Annotated in this window: 14 protein-coding genes; 5 read left to right on the forward strand and 9 right to left on the reverse strand. The window is 52.7% G+C overall.

Annotated features, from left to right (window positions below):
* Window positions 1–244 precede the first annotated feature (244 nt).
* From MRJ96_08770 to MRJ96_08785, 4 genes are all read right to left on the reverse strand, one after another.
* Entirely contained in the window at window positions 245–1,324 is a 1,080-nt protein-coding gene (locus tag MRJ96_08770) for a DUF4384 domain-containing protein (GenBank protein MDR4501526.1), read from the reverse strand.
* 46 nt (window positions 1,325–1,370) lie between these two features.
* Window positions 1,371–2,756 (reverse strand): DUF4384 domain-containing protein, encoded by a 1,386-nt coding sequence (locus MRJ96_08775; protein MDR4501527.1) that lies wholly within the window; start codon window positions 2,754–2,756, stop codon window positions 1,371–1,373.
* A 162-nt stretch (window positions 2,757–2,918) separates the two neighbouring features.
* Complete coding sequence (locus MRJ96_08780; protein MDR4501528.1) at window positions 2,919–3,641, reverse strand: zf-HC2 domain-containing protein; 723 nt, start codon at window positions 3,639–3,641, stop codon at window positions 2,919–2,921.
* Window positions 3,638–4,222: a sigma-70 family RNA polymerase sigma factor gene (locus MRJ96_08785; GenBank protein MDR4501529.1), complete on the reverse strand. Its 585-nt coding sequence runs from the start codon at window positions 4,220–4,222 to the stop codon at window positions 3,638–3,640. The genes MRJ96_08780 and MRJ96_08785 overlap by 4 nt, the downstream gene beginning before the upstream one ends.
* A gap of 233 nt (window positions 4,223–4,455) precedes the next feature.
* Here MRJ96_08785 and MRJ96_08790 point away from each other — a divergent pair, with 233 nt between their 5' ends.
* The 5 genes from MRJ96_08790 (at window position 4,456) to MRJ96_08810 (ending at window position 11,601) form a co-directional block, all read left to right on the forward strand.
* Window positions 4,456–6,747 (forward strand): caspase family protein, encoded by a 2,292-nt coding sequence (locus MRJ96_08790; protein MDR4501530.1) that lies wholly within the window; start codon window positions 4,456–4,458, stop codon window positions 6,745–6,747.
* A gap of 482 nt (window positions 6,748–7,229) precedes the next feature.
* Window positions 7,230–8,351, forward strand: coding sequence for a hypothetical protein (locus MRJ96_08795; protein ID MDR4501531.1), 1,122 nt, complete (start codon window positions 7,230–7,232; stop codon window positions 8,349–8,351).
* Between the two features lie 112 nt (window positions 8,352–8,463).
* Window positions 8,464–9,591, forward strand: coding sequence for a hypothetical protein (locus MRJ96_08800; GenBank protein ID MDR4501532.1), 1,128 nt, complete (start codon window positions 8,464–8,466; stop codon window positions 9,589–9,591).
* A 60-nt stretch (window positions 9,592–9,651) separates the two neighbouring features.
* Window positions 9,652–10,563: a hypothetical protein gene (locus MRJ96_08805; protein MDR4501533.1), complete on the forward strand. Its 912-nt coding sequence runs from the start codon at window positions 9,652–9,654 to the stop codon at window positions 10,561–10,563.
* Between the two features lie 18 nt (window positions 10,564–10,581).
* Window positions 10,582–11,601, forward strand: coding sequence for a DUF362 domain-containing protein (locus MRJ96_08810; protein MDR4501534.1), 1,020 nt, complete (start codon window positions 10,582–10,584; stop codon window positions 11,599–11,601).
* Between the two features lie 34 nt (window positions 11,602–11,635).
* Here MRJ96_08810 and tpx read toward each other — a convergent pair whose 3' ends face one another.
* From tpx to MRJ96_08835, 5 genes are all read right to left on the reverse strand, one after another.
* Entirely contained in the window at window positions 11,636–12,298 is a 663-nt protein-coding gene (gene tpx, locus MRJ96_08815; protein ID MDR4501535.1) for a thiol peroxidase, read from the reverse strand.
* Window positions 12,299–12,426: 128 nt separating this feature from the next.
* Window positions 12,427–13,527: an aminotransferase class V-fold PLP-dependent enzyme gene (locus MRJ96_08820; protein ID MDR4501536.1), complete on the reverse strand. Its 1,101-nt coding sequence runs from the start codon at window positions 13,525–13,527 to the stop codon at window positions 12,427–12,429.
* 141 nt (window positions 13,528–13,668) lie between these two features.
* Complete coding sequence (gene egtD / locus MRJ96_08825; protein ID MDR4501537.1) at window positions 13,669–14,646, reverse strand: L-histidine N(alpha)-methyltransferase; 978 nt, start codon at window positions 14,644–14,646, stop codon at window positions 13,669–13,671.
* A gap of 432 nt (window positions 14,647–15,078) precedes the next feature.
* Entirely contained in the window at window positions 15,079–16,644 is a 1,566-nt protein-coding gene (locus MRJ96_08830; GenBank protein MDR4501538.1) for an ABC transporter permease subunit, read from the reverse strand.
* 15 nt (window positions 16,645–16,659) lie between these two features.
* Window positions 16,660–17,373, reverse strand: coding sequence for an ATP-binding cassette domain-containing protein (locus MRJ96_08835; GenBank protein MDR4501539.1), 714 nt, complete (start codon window positions 17,371–17,373; stop codon window positions 16,660–16,662).
* Window positions 17,374–17,662: the final 289 nt, after the last annotated feature.

The raw sequence follows: 17,662 nt of genomic DNA on the forward strand, positions 1-17,662 counted from the left end.
AAGAGCAGGGCCACTCCCCATGCGAGCCGGGTCCATAAGAGGCGGGCCTGCCGGTTCCCGGGAGCGCGGGGAGTGCCGGGAGTGGTTGGAGCGTGCGCGATCATGAGTGCGTTCCGCCTGACCCATGGCGGGGCTAGGCTGTTATCAATCCATGATTGTACGACTCAGTGGGAAGCAGTATAGCGGGTCGGGCTAAGAAAGCAAGACCATCATGGACTGTTGTGAGGGTATTTCAACGCTGGAGCTATTGATGCCGGAACCAGCGCGTGACGCGGAGCGCTTCACCGGCGGTATTGGCGAAGAAGGTGGTGGGAAGGAGTTGTTGTCCCTCTTGAAGTCCGGTTTGAATGGCGAAGGGGGAGCGGCTGCGCCGGGTCCCGGTAAAGCCTTGAGGAATGATCGGCGCTTCCGTGACCTGATCGGGGGTGTCACGTGGACTGCGTTCACGTCCTCCAATGCGAGCCATGATTTGCTCGATATCGTCCCGCTTCTGTTGCGTGGCCACGAAAAAGATGGTTTCGATCCCTTTAAACTGGTCTAAGCTGAACCAGTTGTTCTGTTCCGGAATGACGTATTGCGTACCGGCTTTGACCGGATTCGCAAAGGGGTTTCCGGGAGGTGGAAAAACGCCTTGGGCCCAGGCCGACCCATCGATCGCGATCACGTACACGTAGCAATCGGTATTTGCCCGAAACATGATGCGGAATTTATCTCCGGCCTGTGGATTGCCTCGCCCATCTCGCAACACATCTCCATCGTTGATCGGTAAGAGTGTGACAGCCCCGTTTCTGATCTTTTGGCGGACAAGCAGGACATCCAAGGTAATGAGGTCAGGCCGTTCTTTAGGGGACTCAACTCGGTAGCTGTCCGGAATTGAGTCTCCTGAATTGTCATTGTATTGTTGGTATTGTTGACCGGCCGACGGTTCCATACCATCGTCTGCGTTGTCTTGGTATGGCTCAGATTGTTGATGTTCATAGTGTTCGTCGTATCCGGTCTCTTGCGCACTTGGCCCCTGTCCGTCCTGGTCTGAATAGGTCGGATCATCGTAGGTGTGATATTCTGCATACGGGTTTTCTGAAAGGACTTGTGGCGAACCTGTCACGTGATTTTCTTGCGAATTGGGATCCGCCCGCAGCGACATCATGAGTTCTTGCAAGTCATAATTATAGGGCTTGTCGTAATTGTGCGTGGCGGTCTGAAGCATCCCGCTGGCGAATTCCAGGAGCGGCGGGATGACGAAGGGGAGGGCCGCCATGCATCCGCTCAGGAGAACGCACAGCACGGAACCGCTGACGAGTGAGGTCCGGTATCGCGTCTTCATGATCAATCTTCTCGGTGGTTCTCTGAGATTCATGAATACGGCGGGCCTATTGATGCCGGAACCAGCGCGTAATTCGAAGGTCCTCCCCCGCCGTCTTCGCTAAAAAGCTGGTCGGGACGATTTCATGTTGACCGCCGGAGGCTAAGGTGATGTCGAACGGGGTTTGACTGGGGTGGGCACCGCCGTAACCATTCGGAATGATCGCAGCTTGTGTGACTTGTTGAGGAGTCGCGGAAGCTGGCCGTTCCCGGCCCATGATGCTCTTGAAAATATCTTCGATGTCTTGACGAGGCCCATTCGAAGCGATAAAGAAAAGCGTCTCTACTCCCTTGAACTGATCCAAGCTGAACCAGTGTGATGATTCAGGGATGACGTATTGTTCCCCGGCTTTGACCGGATTCGCAAACGGAGAAGTCGGGGACGGAAAAATACCTTGTGCCCACCCCGAGCCATCTACAGCGATGACGTAGACGTAAGCGGTACTATTCGGTCGGAACATGACGCGGAATTTATCTCCGGCTTGTGGGTTGCCGCGTCCATCCCGTAACACGTCGCCATCTTGAACGGGGAGAATGACAGGGGCACCGTTTCGCATCGTCTTCCGGACGAGCGCGACGTCCAGGCCGATTGCCTCTCCTGAACCCCCTTGATCGTATCCCTGTCCCTGATCGTCAACGCCATCTTGCGTAGACTCGTCATACCCTTGGTCTTCGTAGCCTTGCTGTGACTGAGCCTCGTCATACGCATATTGCTGGCCATCTTCTTGGTAGCCATCCTGTTGGCCAGCATAGGTCTGATCGCCGCCTTGCTGGTCTTGAAATTGCGCACAAGGATCCTGTTCAGGTTGTCCGACCGGAAATCGTCCAGAAATGCCCCGTGAAACCGGTTCCTCGACAAATTGCGCGGAAACTTCTTGGTCGAATTCTCCGTCTTGTTGCTCTTGAAACTCCACATCAACAAAGCCTTGTTCGTCCCCGCTGCCTTGATCTTGGAACGCTTCGTTGGGATCACCGCCTTCCTCCACGAATTCTTGTCCATCATCGACAACGCCTTGATCTTGATCGAAGACGCCCTGATCACTGTCCGATGTACCCTGAAAGTCCTGCTGGTCATCGGTGAAGACCTGATCTTGGGTGAACTGGTCATCGTCCTGATTGCGTTTTCGCTTTTTCTTGGGCGTGACGAGTTTTGTTAAAAATTTCTCGAGTTTCCCTGTGTATTTTTGGCTGTAATTGTTGGCCGCCGTCGCCAGCAGGTTGCCTCCGAATTTCATAAGAGATGAGGCAAATTGACTCTGCATGAAGCTTGATCCGAAGGATTGCGTGTTGGGTTGACAGGGGTTGTCGGAAAGCGAACTTCCCCCCATGGGTTGCGTGGCGCAGGAGGTCAGAAATATGAGGAGGACGATGAATGTTGTAACGTGTTTCAACATGGGTTTACCTCTCGTCGTTCAAGAACCGGAATCTCGGTTGAGTATGCGTTCTCTGGATTCGCGTTCATTCTATGTGTCTTCGTGAAGGAGGGTCAACGAAAGAGGCCTCGGCCCCGGTGTTGCCTTTCTCACAACGTCTGTCGATGCGAGTCGGTTTTTGGTTCAAGGAGATACGGAGATCGCTGAACGGATGAGCTGTGGTTTGGCGAGGAGGGTCTGTAGGCTATCTTGTATTTGAGTATGATTCGTCGTAGGGATCGTCAGGATGTAGGACCCGTCGGGCAAAGGTCCTCGGGTGACCTGGGCTTCAATCGTCCGGAGTAAGGACTGAATGTCACCCTGTGTCGCTGATTCGGCAAAGGTGACTTGTAGCCGGCTTGTATGTACTGGCGTTGGAGCTTTCGGAATTCCTCGTTCGATGATAGGCCCAGGTCCTTGGCCGGCCGGATCTGATCCTGATGATGGTCCGCCAAGATTTGTTAACAGAAAAGCCGATTGGCCGACGATGAGCGCGGTCGCGAGAACAGGCACCCAGGGAGTGGCGAAGAGCGATTGAAGCCAGGATTCAAGTCGACTCCAGAGACCGGGATCGTGCTCATGGACAGGTTGGGACGTCGTGTGTTGAGCGGATGCCTTCTCTTCTCGAATCCGCGACATGACTTTGGTCAACACGGCGGGAGAGGGACCTTGCCGTTCACCGATCGCAGCCTTTACAGCCAGTTGGGTGCGTTGTATCTCGTCAAATTCCATCCGACAGGTCTCACAATTCTTCAAGTGAGTTTCAACCTCAAGCTTTTCCCGATCGTCCAGCGTACCGGCGACATACCAGGGAAGGAGTATGGCTTGCTGGTGAGTCGTGGGTTCTAAGGCTTCTGGTTCATTCATAACATGCTCTCGCTCACGCCCAAGGACTGCATCTGGCCCTTGAGCTGTTGCTTGGCATAATAGACCCGTGTTTTGACCGTATTGATCGGGATTTCTAACATTGCTGCGATGTCTTGATAGGAAAGCTCCTCGAAAAACGCCAAATGCAGCACTTCCCGGTGATCGGCGGAGAGATCTTGCATGGCCTGATTCGTCAATTTCGCCAGGTCTTGTTGCTGGGCCTTGTCTTCCGGGCCGTCAGAGGGGTCGACGGTTTCTGCCGCATCGTCTAGCGGGAGCGAACTCCGGCGTTGGCTCGAGACTCGACGGATCGCATCGATGGCTTTATGATGAGCGATCCCAAAGATCCAAGTCGACACTTTGGAGGCCCCGCGAAATTTCCCGGCACCCTTCCACACGGCAACCATAACCTCCACCATGGTTTCTTCAGTGAGATGAGGGTCGCCAAGCGTACTCATCATGTATTGAAACACCCGTTTTTCATACCGATGATACAATGCCTGAAAGGCGTCTTCATCTCCTTTTCCGGCCATCGCGACCAACTCCTGATCGCTCCTGTCCTGAAAGTCAGTCGTGTCCATCGGTAGGGATGTTCAAGGGAGATTGACGATTCATCACTTGAGTCTATAGAGGTCTGAATGTATGCCCTAACATATTTTGCCGTTTGCCACAATAGATCGCACGATTCTGGCTTGTGGGTTTGAACTATTTGAATGGTGCATCAGACTTACCGCATGTTTGGAGCTTGAGTGTTGAGAATTTGAAGATTAGACTAGTAACCCATAACATTTTCAAGTATTTCGTGAGGTCAACCATGAAGATTCGGCATATTCCATCCGTAAGAAACATGCTTCCGATACTGTGTGTTCTTTGCCTCGCTCACCTGTTCTCGTGGCTGAGTCCGGGGTTGGCTCAATCTTCCACCTCTTCTGAACCCGTGCGACGGGCCTTGCTCATTGGCATCGGGAAGTATCAAGGGTTACCGAGACTCCCCGGCTCGAAGAACGATATTAACCTGGTTCACCAAGTGTTAAAGACTCAGTACGGATTCGCGGACGAGAATATGCGCATTCTCCGTGACGAAGACGCCACCCGGGAGAACGTTCTGTCGGCGCTGGAACAGTTTGTCTCCGAAGTCGGTCCGAATGACGTGGCATATATTCATTATTCCGGCCATGGGTCTCAGGTGGAAGATGTGAACGGCGATGAGGCGAATGACCAACTGGATGAAACGATCGTTCCGCACGATGGCCGGACGGAAGGCGTTCCGGATATTACGGATGATGAGTTGGAAGCCATTTTCGCCAAACTCAAGACAACGAATGCCGTGGTGGTATTGGATTCCTGTCATTCGGGTACTGCCACTCGCGGGTTAGAGGTGCGGGTCCGATCCATCCCACAGGATACTCGCGTGAATCTGTACAAGCGGTCTGCAGTAAGGACACGAGCCATCGTTCCGTTGGCCTCGGCCCGCTATGTGCTCATGAGTGGGGCCGCGGCCAATGAAGAAGCGCTCGATGGTCCGGTTGATGGACGCTATCACGGGTTTTTCACACATTCCTTGTTCAAGAGCCTTCAATCGGCGGATGCTGACTCATCCGCGTCAGAGGTCTTTGCCGGAGCCAAACAGGAATTAAAGCGCATTCAGAATCAATTCGGACGGTCCAGCATGCCGGAACCGCAACTCGAAGCTCCTCAGGGCCGATTAGCTCAACCACTCTTTGTTTTGGCCCGTGGAACGAGTTCACGTAAGAGCCCTTCGCAAGCGACGGAAGTTCGTCGGTCTTGGGTAAAGGTAGAAAATCATGGAAAAGACAGTGTGTTGCTGGTGCAGGCGGTTGAACTCGGTGGTGCGCCAGGTTCCGTCTGGGGGATTTTTGGAAAAGATGAAAGAGAGTTTCATACGGCACAAGCCCAAGCATTTGCCAGAGTCGTCAAGACTCAAGGAACCCATTCAATGGCTGTGGTCGAACCTCACGGTGTGAAAATTGGGCAAGGGGCACGGGCGACGTTGTTGGTCCCGGCCCCGCCATCCGGGCGCATACCCGTCCGTCTTCGTCGTGTTGATTCCAAGAGTCAAGCCTGGTTGCAGGCGGAGTTGAAAAAACGATTAGGTGATGTGGAGATCGTCGGAGAAGGTGTGTTTGCGAGGTTCATCGTTGATGTCGAGGGCAAGAGCCTTCGAGTGTACAGCGCTGATGCGGCAAAGGAAGTGGCTGCCTTACCGGCTTCGCGAACGGCCGACTCTGCGGATTCTCTCGCACAGGTTCTTACGCAATCCAGGAATGCCTCCAATCTATTAGCCCTGGAAAACCCCAATTCTCGGATAGGCCTGGACGTTCGTGTCGTACAGGTTGGCGAACGGGGCATCGCGGTGGTCAGCGATCGGATGGAGGCCCCCACCTACCAGATTCGCCAGCAAGGGCAACCACGCACGTTGACGAATAGTCTGCAACTCGAAATTTCTACTGATACCGACGCGTACATCACGATCGTGGATGTCGATGCCGAAGGCAGTGTTAATGTGCTGTTCCCCAATCCTTACCAGAAGAGAACTTTTCTGGCTGACGGCTTTATTAAAGCCAATCAACCGGTGTTGGTTCCTGATTCGCTTCGATCGGGAAACCGTGCCGGTTTTCATTTTGACTATGCGAACCCTCCAGGAGTGGATACGATTCGGGTTTTTGCCAGCACCGACCGGCGCCTGGCCGAGAAAATTCGTCGAGCGGTTCATCCTCAGCGCTCAGGAGAATCCAATCGTCCTTCTCTATCTGGGAGACCAGGTGCGCAATTGGCGAGCCTTCGGCAAGAATTAGTGGGCAGTCTCACTCGTGGGTTGATTACGGTGCCTGACGAACCTGTCATGATGCCGGCTCAGACGACCGTGCCCCAGGAATTGCCGGTGATGGCGCAAGCCCAGGAAGTCGTCGAACCTGAACAATATGAAGAAAGTATGAACCAACAGTCAGAATATGCCGAAGAGGCCGGCTTGATGGAAACCCAGTACGAAGAGCCTTCCGAGCCAATCGCCTTTGAGGCTATCCCCGTACAACAAACCATTCCGGATTGGACCGCCGCTTCGGTTACCGTACTGGTAGGAGAATAAAACTTCCACAAATTAAGCCAATAGCCACGACGCGATGTGTTTCGAACGAGCCTCTTGTCCGTAAGGACAAGGGGCTCGTTGGCGAAATTACTCGTCCTTCTTCATCCCATCACGCAGTATACGAAGTCCCCAACTCCACGATCTCTGTATCCAGCGAGAGTTTCAGTCATTTCCTTGTTGCTCTGCTGTAAAACACCTCAGTCAATGTATGGCAGATCTCCTGCCCACCTTCCTCGCAACCCCGGATGCCAGGACTGTTCAACGACATGAGCGTTCAAAAGACGCTCGTTACTTTTTTGCAAAATGCTTTGAACTAAGTGCACATGGCCTGCGACTCATGATGCAGAAGGGGGGGAATGAAGGCGACTTTATTCATTTGTAAAGATCAGACGCAAAAAGGAAGTCGCGTATCCCTCAACCAGGGTAACGAGCATTCTCTGGTTACTTCATCACCACATATCACATTACAAGGAGGTTCTGTCATGGCACCATTTATCAAATTACGACGCACGGTCTATCTAGGGCTCTTGGCATCCATGTTTGTCGGGAGTCCAGCTTATGCGGAGATTAGTCTGCCATCTGCTATTGAGCTGGAACAATCCATCTATTTCCAAAATCCATCAGGTGAACCTGTCCAGTTTCAAGCAGGTCTGTATGATGTTCAACAAAAAGGCGAGAATGCGCTGAACATGATTCCCATTGGTACGAAGGCTGGAGAAGCCATGTCAATTCAGGCGCTTCCGGCAGGACATGATGAGGATATCGAGGCCAACACGGCAAACTTGGTCCCGCCTCCCGATCACAACACGGATAAACAGCACTTAGTGTTTATGACCCCCGATGGGCTGGCGTTGGAATCGATTGGTTCCTACAGCGGAGTCTTTTCCCGATCTCCGGCGACTTGGGAGCAGAATGTCAGTGCAGATGGGGCTGAACAGGAAGCTCCGCTCACCGTACGTTTTGAAAAAGCCACATATTTTAAGACGATTGGCGGTGCTCCGAAGTCCATCCAACCTGGTGAGTATGAGGTGGCCCTGACCGATGACGGGCTGATCCTAACGCCAAGCGGGGATACGGAGGGCGAAGCCATGACGGTTGAGTCAGAGGCTCTAGGGACTTCAACGGCGACGATTATTCCTGAATTTGGAGATAATCCAGACCTGGAATTGCTGATGATTGCGACAGCTGGCGGCCAATCAATCGCGGCTGTGGGGTCACACACCGGTACGTTTCCGCGCGGGTTTGGCAGTTTATTGAAAAGAGTCGGCGGCAAGGTGAAAAAGTCCGCGCAGGGCGCTGTGAATACAGCCAGGAAACATGTCGTTCAAAAAGTCAAAAAAGGTGTTCAAATTGCTCATGGTCATGCGAAAAAAGGCGTGAAGAAAGCCGTCATGGCTGCCAAGAAGCACGGGGCGGAAGCTATGCAAAAGGTGAAGAGTCATGGCGTGAAGTATGCGAAAAAATACGGAAAAAAGATCAAGGACGGGGCCCTAACGCATGGGAAGAAATTTATCAGCAAAGTGTGTGGCCAAGGCAAAAGCGGCAAATGTATCGAAGTGATCGCGCAACAGGGTGGAAAGCTACTCCAAGGTGCAGGGGGCTGACCACTCTTTGTAGGCCGGGCAATCGTCAACGCAACAAAAAGGGCGTTCTCCGGGGCGCCCTTTTTGTTGAATCGGACCAGAAAGATTTGGGACATGCCTAAGGGGGAAAACCATGAGAATACATTCATGCTATCGATCATGCTATCGATGCGCCATCTTATTTCAGTTGTTGGCCGTCACCCTGTTCGTCGGGCCGGCATTCGGGGAACTCCTATTTCCAACAGCCGTTCACCTTGGATCACCTGTGTATTTCCAGCAACCGGATGGTCATCCGATTCAACTACAGGCAGGGGTGTATGAAGTGGAACGGGGAGAGGATGCAGTACTCAATGTGTATGCCGTTGGGGCCAAGGAGGATGATTCTGTCACGATTCAAGCGATTTCAGCAGAGCATGATCTGGAACTCACGGAAGCGACGGCTGAACTGATTCCGTCTCCTGATCAGGATGCCGACACACAGCATTTGTTATTATGGATGCCCGACGGGGAGGCTCTGGAAGCGGTAGGATCGTTCAGTGGCGTTTTTTCACGGTCCGTCTTGACCTGGGCCATAGCGACGAGTGGTGGCGCTGATGGATTGCCTGAAGAGACGCTAACCGTAGATTTTGAAGAGAGCATCTCCTTTAAGACGGTTGGTGGCGATCCTACAGCTATTCAAGCGGGGCAGTATGAAGTCTCGATCGATGAACATGGGCTTGTCCTGAGCTCAACGACCAGTGCTCAGGGCGATTCTATCACCGTTGAAACGGAATCGCTGGGAACTTCCCTGGCGGTACTCCTGCCAGGTTTGTCTGGAAATTCTGACTTGGAACTTCTGATGATCGGTACCGCGAATGGCCAATCTTTGATGGCCATGGGCTCCCATAGCGGGACCTTTCCCCGTGGTGTGTTCGGCGAGATTGGCAAAGGATTAAAGAAGGCCGGTGGAAAAATCAAATCAGGAGCAGGAAAAATCGGTGGCGGCGTGAAAAAGGGGATGACGCGAGTGGGCAGTGGGATCAAGACCGGGGCGAAATTCGCACACGGCAAAGTGGGCCGGCATGTCGTGAAACACGCCAGAAAAGGCATTCAGGCCGGCGTGAAATATGGCGACAAGTATGGGAAAAAGATCGCGGTCGGAGCGTATCGAGTGGGGGAGAAAGCCGGGAAAGAGGTCGTCAAGTTCTGTACGGGTTCCATTCAGCAAGCGCATACTTGTTACAAAGTTGGTAAGATGGCTGCCATGGTCGCGGCCAGTTAAAGAGAAGCCCGTGGATTCTGGGGATGGGATTTCCCGGGTTCGTCGTCGTGGATGTGGAATATGTCCGATTCAATCGAGCAGTTGGTGTTGGCGACCGTCTTAGAGAGGAAGTTGTCCGATCATGGCTTTACGGACATGCCAAACGGAACGTTTCGCCCGGATGCCACCTCGTGGGCATTGATCGTCCTAAAAGGGAATGCCGTGCATTCTCAAATATTCAAGGAGGCTGGGGATCGATTGATCGATTATCAAATGCCCGATGGGCGGGTGGTGATATCCCCCGATCATCCAGATGCCTATTGGCCTACGCCATTAGCGATCTTGGCCTGGCATGGGTCAACAGCACACCAGAAGGCGTTATGGCAGGCTACAGATTTTCTTCTGCGTACCACTGGCGTTCATTGGGAAAAACATGAGGATGACATGGTCGGACATGATACATCGATTCCGGGCTGGCCCTGGATCGGTCAGACTCATTCATGGATTACTCCAACGGCGATGTCGATGTTGGCGCTCTCGGTAGCCGGGTATGCGGATCATGAACGAGTGATGGCTGGAGTGCGCCTGTTGCTAGACCGGCAGATTTCCGCCGGGGGTTGGAATTACGGAAATACGTCCGTGTTGGGACAAACGCTTCGGCCTTTTCCTGAAACAACGGGGATTGCACTCTACGCGCTGGCCGGTCGTGTCAAACGTGAAGCGGTCAGGCCTAGTCTCGAGTATCTTCGTGCACGAATTTCAACGCTTCGAAGTCCCTTGTCTCTTGGCTGGGCGCTCCTCGGTCTAGGGGCGTGGGAGCTTATGCCTCATAACGGCGAAGAATGGATCTGCGAAACTCTCGATCGCGGCACACGGTATGGTGGGTTTGACACGGCTTCTTTATGTGTGCTGCTGCTGGCGGCTTTGAGTGTTCGCGGGATTGAACCCTGGAAGACACGGACGATTGCTCCTGCCAAAGCAGACTCCTTTTAAAAAATAGATCTTTCCCCTATGCATGACGAAGCAAAGAATTTTCTGACCTGGTCCCGGCGTCAGTTCCTCAAGCTCTTGTTGGCCAGCGGCTCCCTGGCTGCCTCTTCGTTGCCGCAACCATCGGTTGGAGGGGGATCAGAGTTTCATGCCCAGGTATTCATCGGAAAAGCGAGTGCCTACGGGAGTAATCTTCGCGACGTGATCGCCAGAGGATTTCACGAACTTGGGGTTTCTCCTGCAGAGATTAAGGGGAAAAGGATCTTACTCAAGCCGAATCTCGTTGAAACCCACGTTGAGCGCGCGCATATCAATACCCATCCATTGGTCGTGCGTGCGGCCATTGAGGTTTTTCTGAGTCTTGGCGCTCGTGCGGTTCTGGTGGGTGAAGGGCCTGGGCATCGGCAGGATGCGTGGCAGATTCTAGAGGAATCAGGCTTGGGACCGATTCTGCACGAGGACCGTATTCCATTCACGAACTTGAATGAACAAACGGGTTTCTCTGTCGCGAATCAAGGCCGGTGGACGGCTTTGGCCACTCTCACGTTTCCCAGAATGTTTCGTGATATCGATTGGATCGTCTCGATGCCCAAGTTGAAAACCCATCATTGGGCTGGAGTCACGCTGTCCATGAAAAATCTATTTGGCGTCATGCCCGGGCTGTACTATGGGTGGCCCAAGAATGTGTTCCATCATCAAGGCATACACCAATCGATCGTGGATATTACTGCGACGTTGAAACCGCACTTTTCGATCGTGGACGGAATCGTAGGCATGGAGGGCGATGGCCCGATTATGGGGACGCCGAAACCCATGGGAGTCCTGGCGATGGGAAGAAATCTCACCGCCGTGGATGCGACTTGCGCGCGGTTGATGGGCATCGACCCCTACAAGGTTCCCTATCTGCTGGCCGCCGATGAATGGCTTGGTCCTCTCGGTGAGGCGCGCATCGTGCAGCGTGGAGAACCAATTTGGTCAATGCGGCAAGACTTTGCTCTGCTCGAAGACGTTCCGGCGCACCAAGGCCTACGGTTGGGATAAGACCATTCAAGCCTGCCTGTTGTCTTTCTCCCGATTAACCCTGTTTGATGAGTGAGCGCGCGGCTTCAAAGGCGGCTTCCATGTCGGGTAATTCGGCCAATTCAGGCGTAACCTGTAAATACCGGATGACGTTATCTTTGTCGACCACCATGACGGCTCTGGACAGGATGTGTGGCTGTTGAATAAAGAGTCCGTGCGATTTTCCGAATTCCCCACCCCGGTAATCCGAATAAAACGTGACATTGTGAATGTTGGCCTCTTTGGCGAATCGGTCCTGGGCAAAAGGTGTGTCGATGCTCACCGTCAGGAGTTCCACTTCCTGGTCCAGGCCTTCGTTCTTCTCACTGAGATAATGTGTTTGTTGCTCGCACACCTTCGTATCGATCGACGGCACGACACTAATGATCCGGACTTTTCCTTTTGTCTGCGCGATATCGACGAGAGAAAGGTCTTTGCTCGCCACCTGTACGTTGCGAAGCGTGTCGCCGAGTTTGAGTTCGTTGCCGGACAGCGCAAAATTTTTCCCATGAAGCGTGACGCTCGTCCCTTCACCGACTGACACCGTTTTGTGGGTTACGGGCAGGTCTTTGTAAATGAACCCCTTGTGACTGCCTTCTTGAGTTGTCGTACATCCTATGACGACACACAGACTTATTCCACTCATTAAACAGATGGTCATTGATCGTTTGTATCGCACGGAAACCTCCTTTAGGTAATTTATGTCATTCGGTGGATGCAAAATTCTGATGAATGCAAAGCCTATTGTGGCATAAAGCGCACTCCTTGAAAACTACTGTATAGAGAGCGCGTGTGAAATAAGACGATTTACACATAGAGCTTGATCGTTTCCAAGACTTTTTTCACGTCCTGAAGATCGGTTTCCGGCATCCAGGAAAGCCGGAAACTGGGGCATGCGCCAGCTGGATAATCCGAGAAGGCTTTGACCACGATATGCCAATCGTCGTACAGCTGTCGATAGAGACGGTCATGCCTGTCGGGACGCAGACACCGGAATGTCAGAATCCCCGGAGCCTGCGGTCCGGTCCATCCTTGAATTTTGATCATGGGCATCTGCTGGAATTCTCGCAGTACGAATTCCCGGATTTGAAAAAGCTTGGCCGTCTCTACGCCATGCTGACGCTTTATGTGACAGGTCCGTGCCAAGCCGGCGATGAGTCCGATGTTGTGTGTGCCGATCTCGAATCGAGAGGCGGGGGATTGTCCATGGTCGATGGGTTGTGACCAAAGCGACGAGGCAGATGCGGCCAAACGGTCAGAGATGATGAGCGCTCCTGTTCCTAATGGCCCCCGGCACCATTTATAGCCTGAGAAAAAGTATGCGTCGCAATTCAAAGCCTGAAAGTTGACGTCGATCTGTCCTACGGCTTGTGCGCCATCCACAGCGAAAAAGATGTCATGGGATCTGGAAAATTCCGCAATCTCGGCGATGGGAAAAACCCGTCCATCGACGTGCGATACGTGACTGAGGATGATGGCTTTGAGGTTCAATCGGCTCACGTTTTGTTCCAGCGATTTCAAAAAATGTTCTGGAGAAGATGAAGGGGGAATAAAGTGCGTCTTGACGCCTTTTGCTTGGAGTGCCAGTAGTGCATTTCGTATGGAAGGATTCTCGTGAGTGGTGCTGACAATATCATCGCCTGGGTTCCAGGTCAGCGCGGAGACGAGGAGATGGTTCGCCGTCGAGGCATTGGGCACAAACGCGATATTCGAAGCATCAGGCACGTGTAGCAAGCCCGCCACGGTTTCACGACATTGTTGAATTTTCGTGCGATACCATTCGACGCCGGCATCGGAGTATAAATAGTGCTTGAGTGAGGCAAGTGTATCTGCGACCTCCTGTTCGGCTTCTGGATGAGTCGGACAGAGGCCAGCGTAATTGAGGTAGGTCATCGGCCGTTTGTTCATTCGATTCTCCAGCGGGACGATTCGATCGAGAGCCTTTCAGGGTACTCTTTCAGTGGACCCTATGGAGAGTGGAGGGAGAGCCATGGAATGTCGGAAAAGAACAAACAGGCGGCATTTTGTATGGAGAGGCGGATATGGCGGTCAGGGTTTTCGCGCAAGCGCCAGGCCGATGAGTTCTTCAGGGTCGGTGTACCATTTGATCATGTCGAACCCGGATTGACGTAAAAGAGCCTCAGTCCGCGAGTGATCATACTTGGTGCTGATTTCTGTGAGGATATCTTCCCCTTTTTCAAGAGTAAAGGAAAAGTCAATGCTCGGCATGTGGATATGTTGCTGCTCTTTCGAACGTAAGCGCATTTCGATCCGGTGGTTGGTCGAGTCATAGAGGGCAACATGGTCGAATGTGTCGGGATCAAGTGTCGCTCCGACCATACCTTGCATGACATATAAAATATTTTTATTGAACTCAGCGGTGACGCCGGCTGAATCGTTGTAGGCTCGTTCGATGCGTACGATGTTGGTTTCGAGTTGCACGCCTAATAAGAAAAAATCGCCAGACGCCATCTCCCTCTGAATGGACGAGACAAAGTTCAGCGCGGCCTGCGGATTGAGATTTCCGATCGTGCCGCCCAAGATGACGACCAGTCGGCGACCACCCTCTGGAATATGTTCGAGATGTGACAGGAAATCCCCAACGACGCCATGGACGTGAAGACCTTCATATTCGTCGACGAGTTCCTGGGCGACTCGACGGACGATGCCTTCACTGACATCGAAGGGCACATAGAAACGTAATTGATTGGCCTTTTCCATCGCATCGAGCAGTACGCGAGTTTTAGTCGCAGCTCCTGAACCGAGCTCAACTAATTCTTCGGCGTTTGTGAGGCTAATGATCTGATCGGCGCAGGTATTGAGCAATGCCCGTTCCGTTCGTGTCTGGTAATACTCAGGAAGATTACAGATATCCTCGAACAGCTCTGAGCCTCGATCGTCATAGAGATATTTGGTCGGCAATGTTCGAGGCGATGCTGACAAGCCTTGTCGTAATTCTGATTTGATGTTGTGCGGCGTCTCACCACTGATATGAACATCGACGATGATTTTGGGCAGTCCTGTCATACAATCCATACGTTCTCCCCTTCAAGGCGTGGCTCGATACATCCGCGTTGGTTCTGCGAAGAGTGAGCTTCCGCTATCGCTCCTGGTGATTTCAGCCGGTATTCTGTCAAATAACGAACATGGGGTGCATGAAGAATATAAGATGATCGCGTATGGAAGATGGAGAAAAATAATGGTTAGCCTTACGAGATCGTGAGTGGTGAGTAAATGAGACGAATCGAACAAAGTCGCAATGGGAAACGCGTCATTGCGGGCAATGTGACTGATAAGAATTTCCCGTAGAATGTCTGTAGTATAAAAGGGCAGGTCTATTGGCGCAACCTTTGCGTATGACGATTGTCATAGAAGTGTGCAGTTCTCCTAAGAGTAGAATGTCTAGGGATTCGGTATTATGCCGTGGAACATCACATCCTATCTATCAAGGCTTCGTGGCTATCTCTCAAGGCCTCGTGGCTTTATCCATCGCTCAAGGAGACTTAACAGACCGTCAACGATGAGGGCGAGCAGTGCAGCAGGCAGGGCTCCTGAGAGGATCAGTGTCGTGTTGGCCAGCTGCAATCCTGAAACAATGGGGACGCCCAGTCCGCCTGCTCCGATGAATGCGGCAAGAGTTGCCGTTCCGACGGTGATGACGGCGGATGTGCGAATGCCTGCCATGATCACAGGAGCGGACAGTGGGAGACGCACCCAGGTCAGGATTTGCCAATCGGTCATCCCGAGCGCACGGGCGGCTTCGACGGCAGATGGCGCGGCATCGCGCAAACCGGAGTACGTGTTTCGGAGGATGGGATATAGTGAATAGAGCCACAAGGCCATGATAGCCGGCAGCATGCCCACTCCAAAGAACGGTATCATGAAGGCGAGTAACGCGATAGACGGAATCGTTTGTGTCGTCCCAATCAATCGGATCAGAGGTTCAGCGATGGATCGTTGACGTTCGAGGAGAAGGCCAAGCGGAACAGCCAGAAGAATGCCCAGGCTCAGTCCCATTCCTGCGAGCCGTAGGTGTTCCAGGGTATGGGTGGCAAGCGTCTGTCTGTGTTCCAGTAGATAGTGGAACATGTTTGTATCCCGAGAATTGTCTGAAGCGGCAGTCGGTTGCGGTTTGAAGAGACCGATGGCTTCCAGGGCGTCATGGGCCACGCGTTCGACGGTATCCCCTTTTTCTTGAATTCGCAGATTCAGGGATTGCATCAGTTTCGTATCAAGGGCATCCGTTAAGAGGGATAAGATCACGCCTACTCGTGGATAGCGCGTCAGTGTCTCCTCGCGGATTAAGGCGGCGGCTTCATAGGGCGGGAAAAACCGGCGGTCATCTTCGAGCACCGTAAAATCGTAGACCGCAAGGCGTCCGTCAGTCGTGTACACGTCTAAGACATCCACTTCTCCAGTGTTTGCCGCTTGATACTTCATGGTTTGTTGCATCGTCACGATTTCTTTAAATGCAAGTCCGTATGTTTGCCGCAACCCTGGAATGCCGTCCGGCCGTTGAACGAACTCATACCCTAAGCCGGCTTTCAGAGTGGGGGCAATCTTCGCGAGATCAGAAATTGTTCGAAGTTTGAGTTGCTTCGCGCGTGTTCTCGGGACGGCCAGGGCGTAAGAGTTTTCAAACCCTAACGGGCTGATCCATACCAGATTCCATCGAGACAAAAATTCCACGCGAACGCGATTCAACGTGTCACGTGCACTTTTAGCTGGTGCTTGCTTGAGGATGCTGACGAGCCCGGTTCCTGTGTATTCAGGGTAAAGGTCTATTGCTCCCGTCTTCAGTGCTTCAAATGCGACTTGAGTTCCGGCGAGACCGAGCCGGCGTTCCACTCGTATGTCTGTCTTGGCTTCGATGAGCTGAGCGAATATTTCTGCGAGCAGACGGTTTTCCATAAAATTTTTGGACCCGACGATGATGTGGCGGTCCCGGGAAGATGCGGACGTCTCAAGAGGGACGAGGAGGGAAAGGAATACGAGACTCGTCAAGAAACGCATCCAGCCTGTCATTGCTTGCCGCCCTCTCTAGGTCGTTGGAAGGTGTTGGAGCAGATTTTGAACATAGTCATCTGCCGGATGTTCCTGGAGTTCTCGAGGAGTAGCTATCTGTCGTATCCGACCGTCTTTCATGATGGCAATACGATCCCCAAGGTAAAAGGCTTCGCGCAAATCATGGGTGACGAGCACCATCGTTTTATTAAGGTTCTGTTTAAGTGTAAGAAACTGTTCTTGAAGCTCGATCCGGGTAAGAGCGTCAAGCGCTCCAAACGGTTCATCAAGGAGGACGATGTCCGGGTCACCGGCGAGCGCGCGGGCTACGGCCACCCGCTGTCGCTGGCCCCCTGAAAGGGTGATGGGGTAGCGGCTGCGGTACTGATGTGGCCTGAGGCCAACCAGGGTTAACAGCTGATCGATGCGTTGGTCGCGATGTTCGGGGTTCCACCCGAGCAGGGTCGGAAGGAGTCCGACGTTTTGCTCCACAGTCCAATGGGGAAGGAGCCCTCCGTCTTGTTGGACGTACCCTATCTGTCGACGGAGTGTGATCGGGTTCTGGAGCGTCACTTCTTCTTCCATCATCAGGATCTCACCTGACGTTGGCTCGTCGAGCCGGTTAAGAAGTCGGAGGAGCGTGGTCTTTCCCGACCCACTCTCTCCGATAAGCACCATCGTTTCGCCTACCTCGACTTGCCAATTGATGTCCTGAAGAGCATTGGTCCCATCGGGAAAGGTTTTTGTCACGTGACAGGCTCGTAGTGCGCAGTGAGACATGCGTAACAAAGCAGGGAGAATGACGGAAATTGCGGGTGGAAATTGTCTCACTCAGGATACCAAGACCGGCTATGTGTGACCATAGAAAACTCTCGAATCATTTGAATTATCCTGAAAACTATCACAATCTCACGTGTCGGGATTTCACGAATCCGGAGGGGAAAATCCGGCAGGCTAGGCTTTTCTCGTATTGTCAGGCTCTCGTCAGTTTGCTAATCTGCTGCGATGGCCTGTTGACTTCAATTGGTATTATCATTCA

The sequence above is a fragment of the Nitrospirales bacterium genome (assembly GCA_031315865.1).
Classification (GTDB): domain Bacteria; phylum Nitrospirota; class Nitrospiria; order Nitrospirales; family UBA8639; genus JAGQKC01.

What these genes read in the sequence shown, in the direction of transcription:
- MRJ96_08805 (MDR4501533.1), top strand. Translation starts at nt 9,652, where the DNA reads ATGTCCGATTCAATCGAGCAGTTGGTGTTGGCGACCGTCTTAGAGAGG.
- MRJ96_08800 (MDR4501532.1), top strand. Translation starts at nt 8,464, where the DNA reads ATGAGAATACATTCATGCTATCGATCATGCTATCGATGCGCCATCTTA.
- egtD (MDR4501537.1), bottom strand. Translation starts at nt 14,646, where the DNA reads ATGACAGGACTGCCCAAAATCATCGTCGATGTTCATATCAGTGGTGAG.
- MRJ96_08785 (MDR4501529.1), bottom strand. Translation starts at nt 4,222, where the DNA reads ATGGACACGACTGACTTTCAGGACAGGAGCGATCAGGAGTTGGTCGCG.
- MRJ96_08795 (MDR4501531.1), top strand. Translation starts at nt 7,230, where the DNA reads ATGGCACCATTTATCAAATTACGACGCACGGTCTATCTAGGGCTCTTG.
- MRJ96_08790 (MDR4501530.1), top strand. Translation starts at nt 4,456, where the DNA reads ATGAAGATTCGGCATATTCCATCCGTAAGAAACATGCTTCCGATACTG.
- MRJ96_08830 (MDR4501538.1), bottom strand. Translation starts at nt 16,644, where the DNA reads ATGACAGGCTGGATGCGTTTCTTGACGAGTCTCGTATTCCTTTCCCTC.
- MRJ96_08820 (MDR4501536.1), bottom strand. Translation starts at nt 13,527, where the DNA reads ATGAACAAACGGCCGATGACCTACCTCAATTACGCTGGCCTCTGTCCG.
- MRJ96_08775 (MDR4501527.1), bottom strand. Translation starts at nt 2,756, where the DNA reads ATGTTGAAACACGTTACAACATTCATCGTCCTCCTCATATTTCTGACC.
- MRJ96_08810 (MDR4501534.1), top strand. Translation starts at nt 10,582, where the DNA reads ATGCATGACGAAGCAAAGAATTTTCTGACCTGGTCCCGGCGTCAGTTC.
- MRJ96_08780 (MDR4501528.1), bottom strand. Translation starts at nt 3,641, where the DNA reads ATGAATGAACCAGAAGCCTTAGAACCCACGACTCACCAGCAAGCCATA.
- MRJ96_08770 (MDR4501526.1), bottom strand. Translation starts at nt 1,324, where the DNA reads ATGAAGACGCGATACCGGACCTCACTCGTCAGCGGTTCCGTGCTGTGC.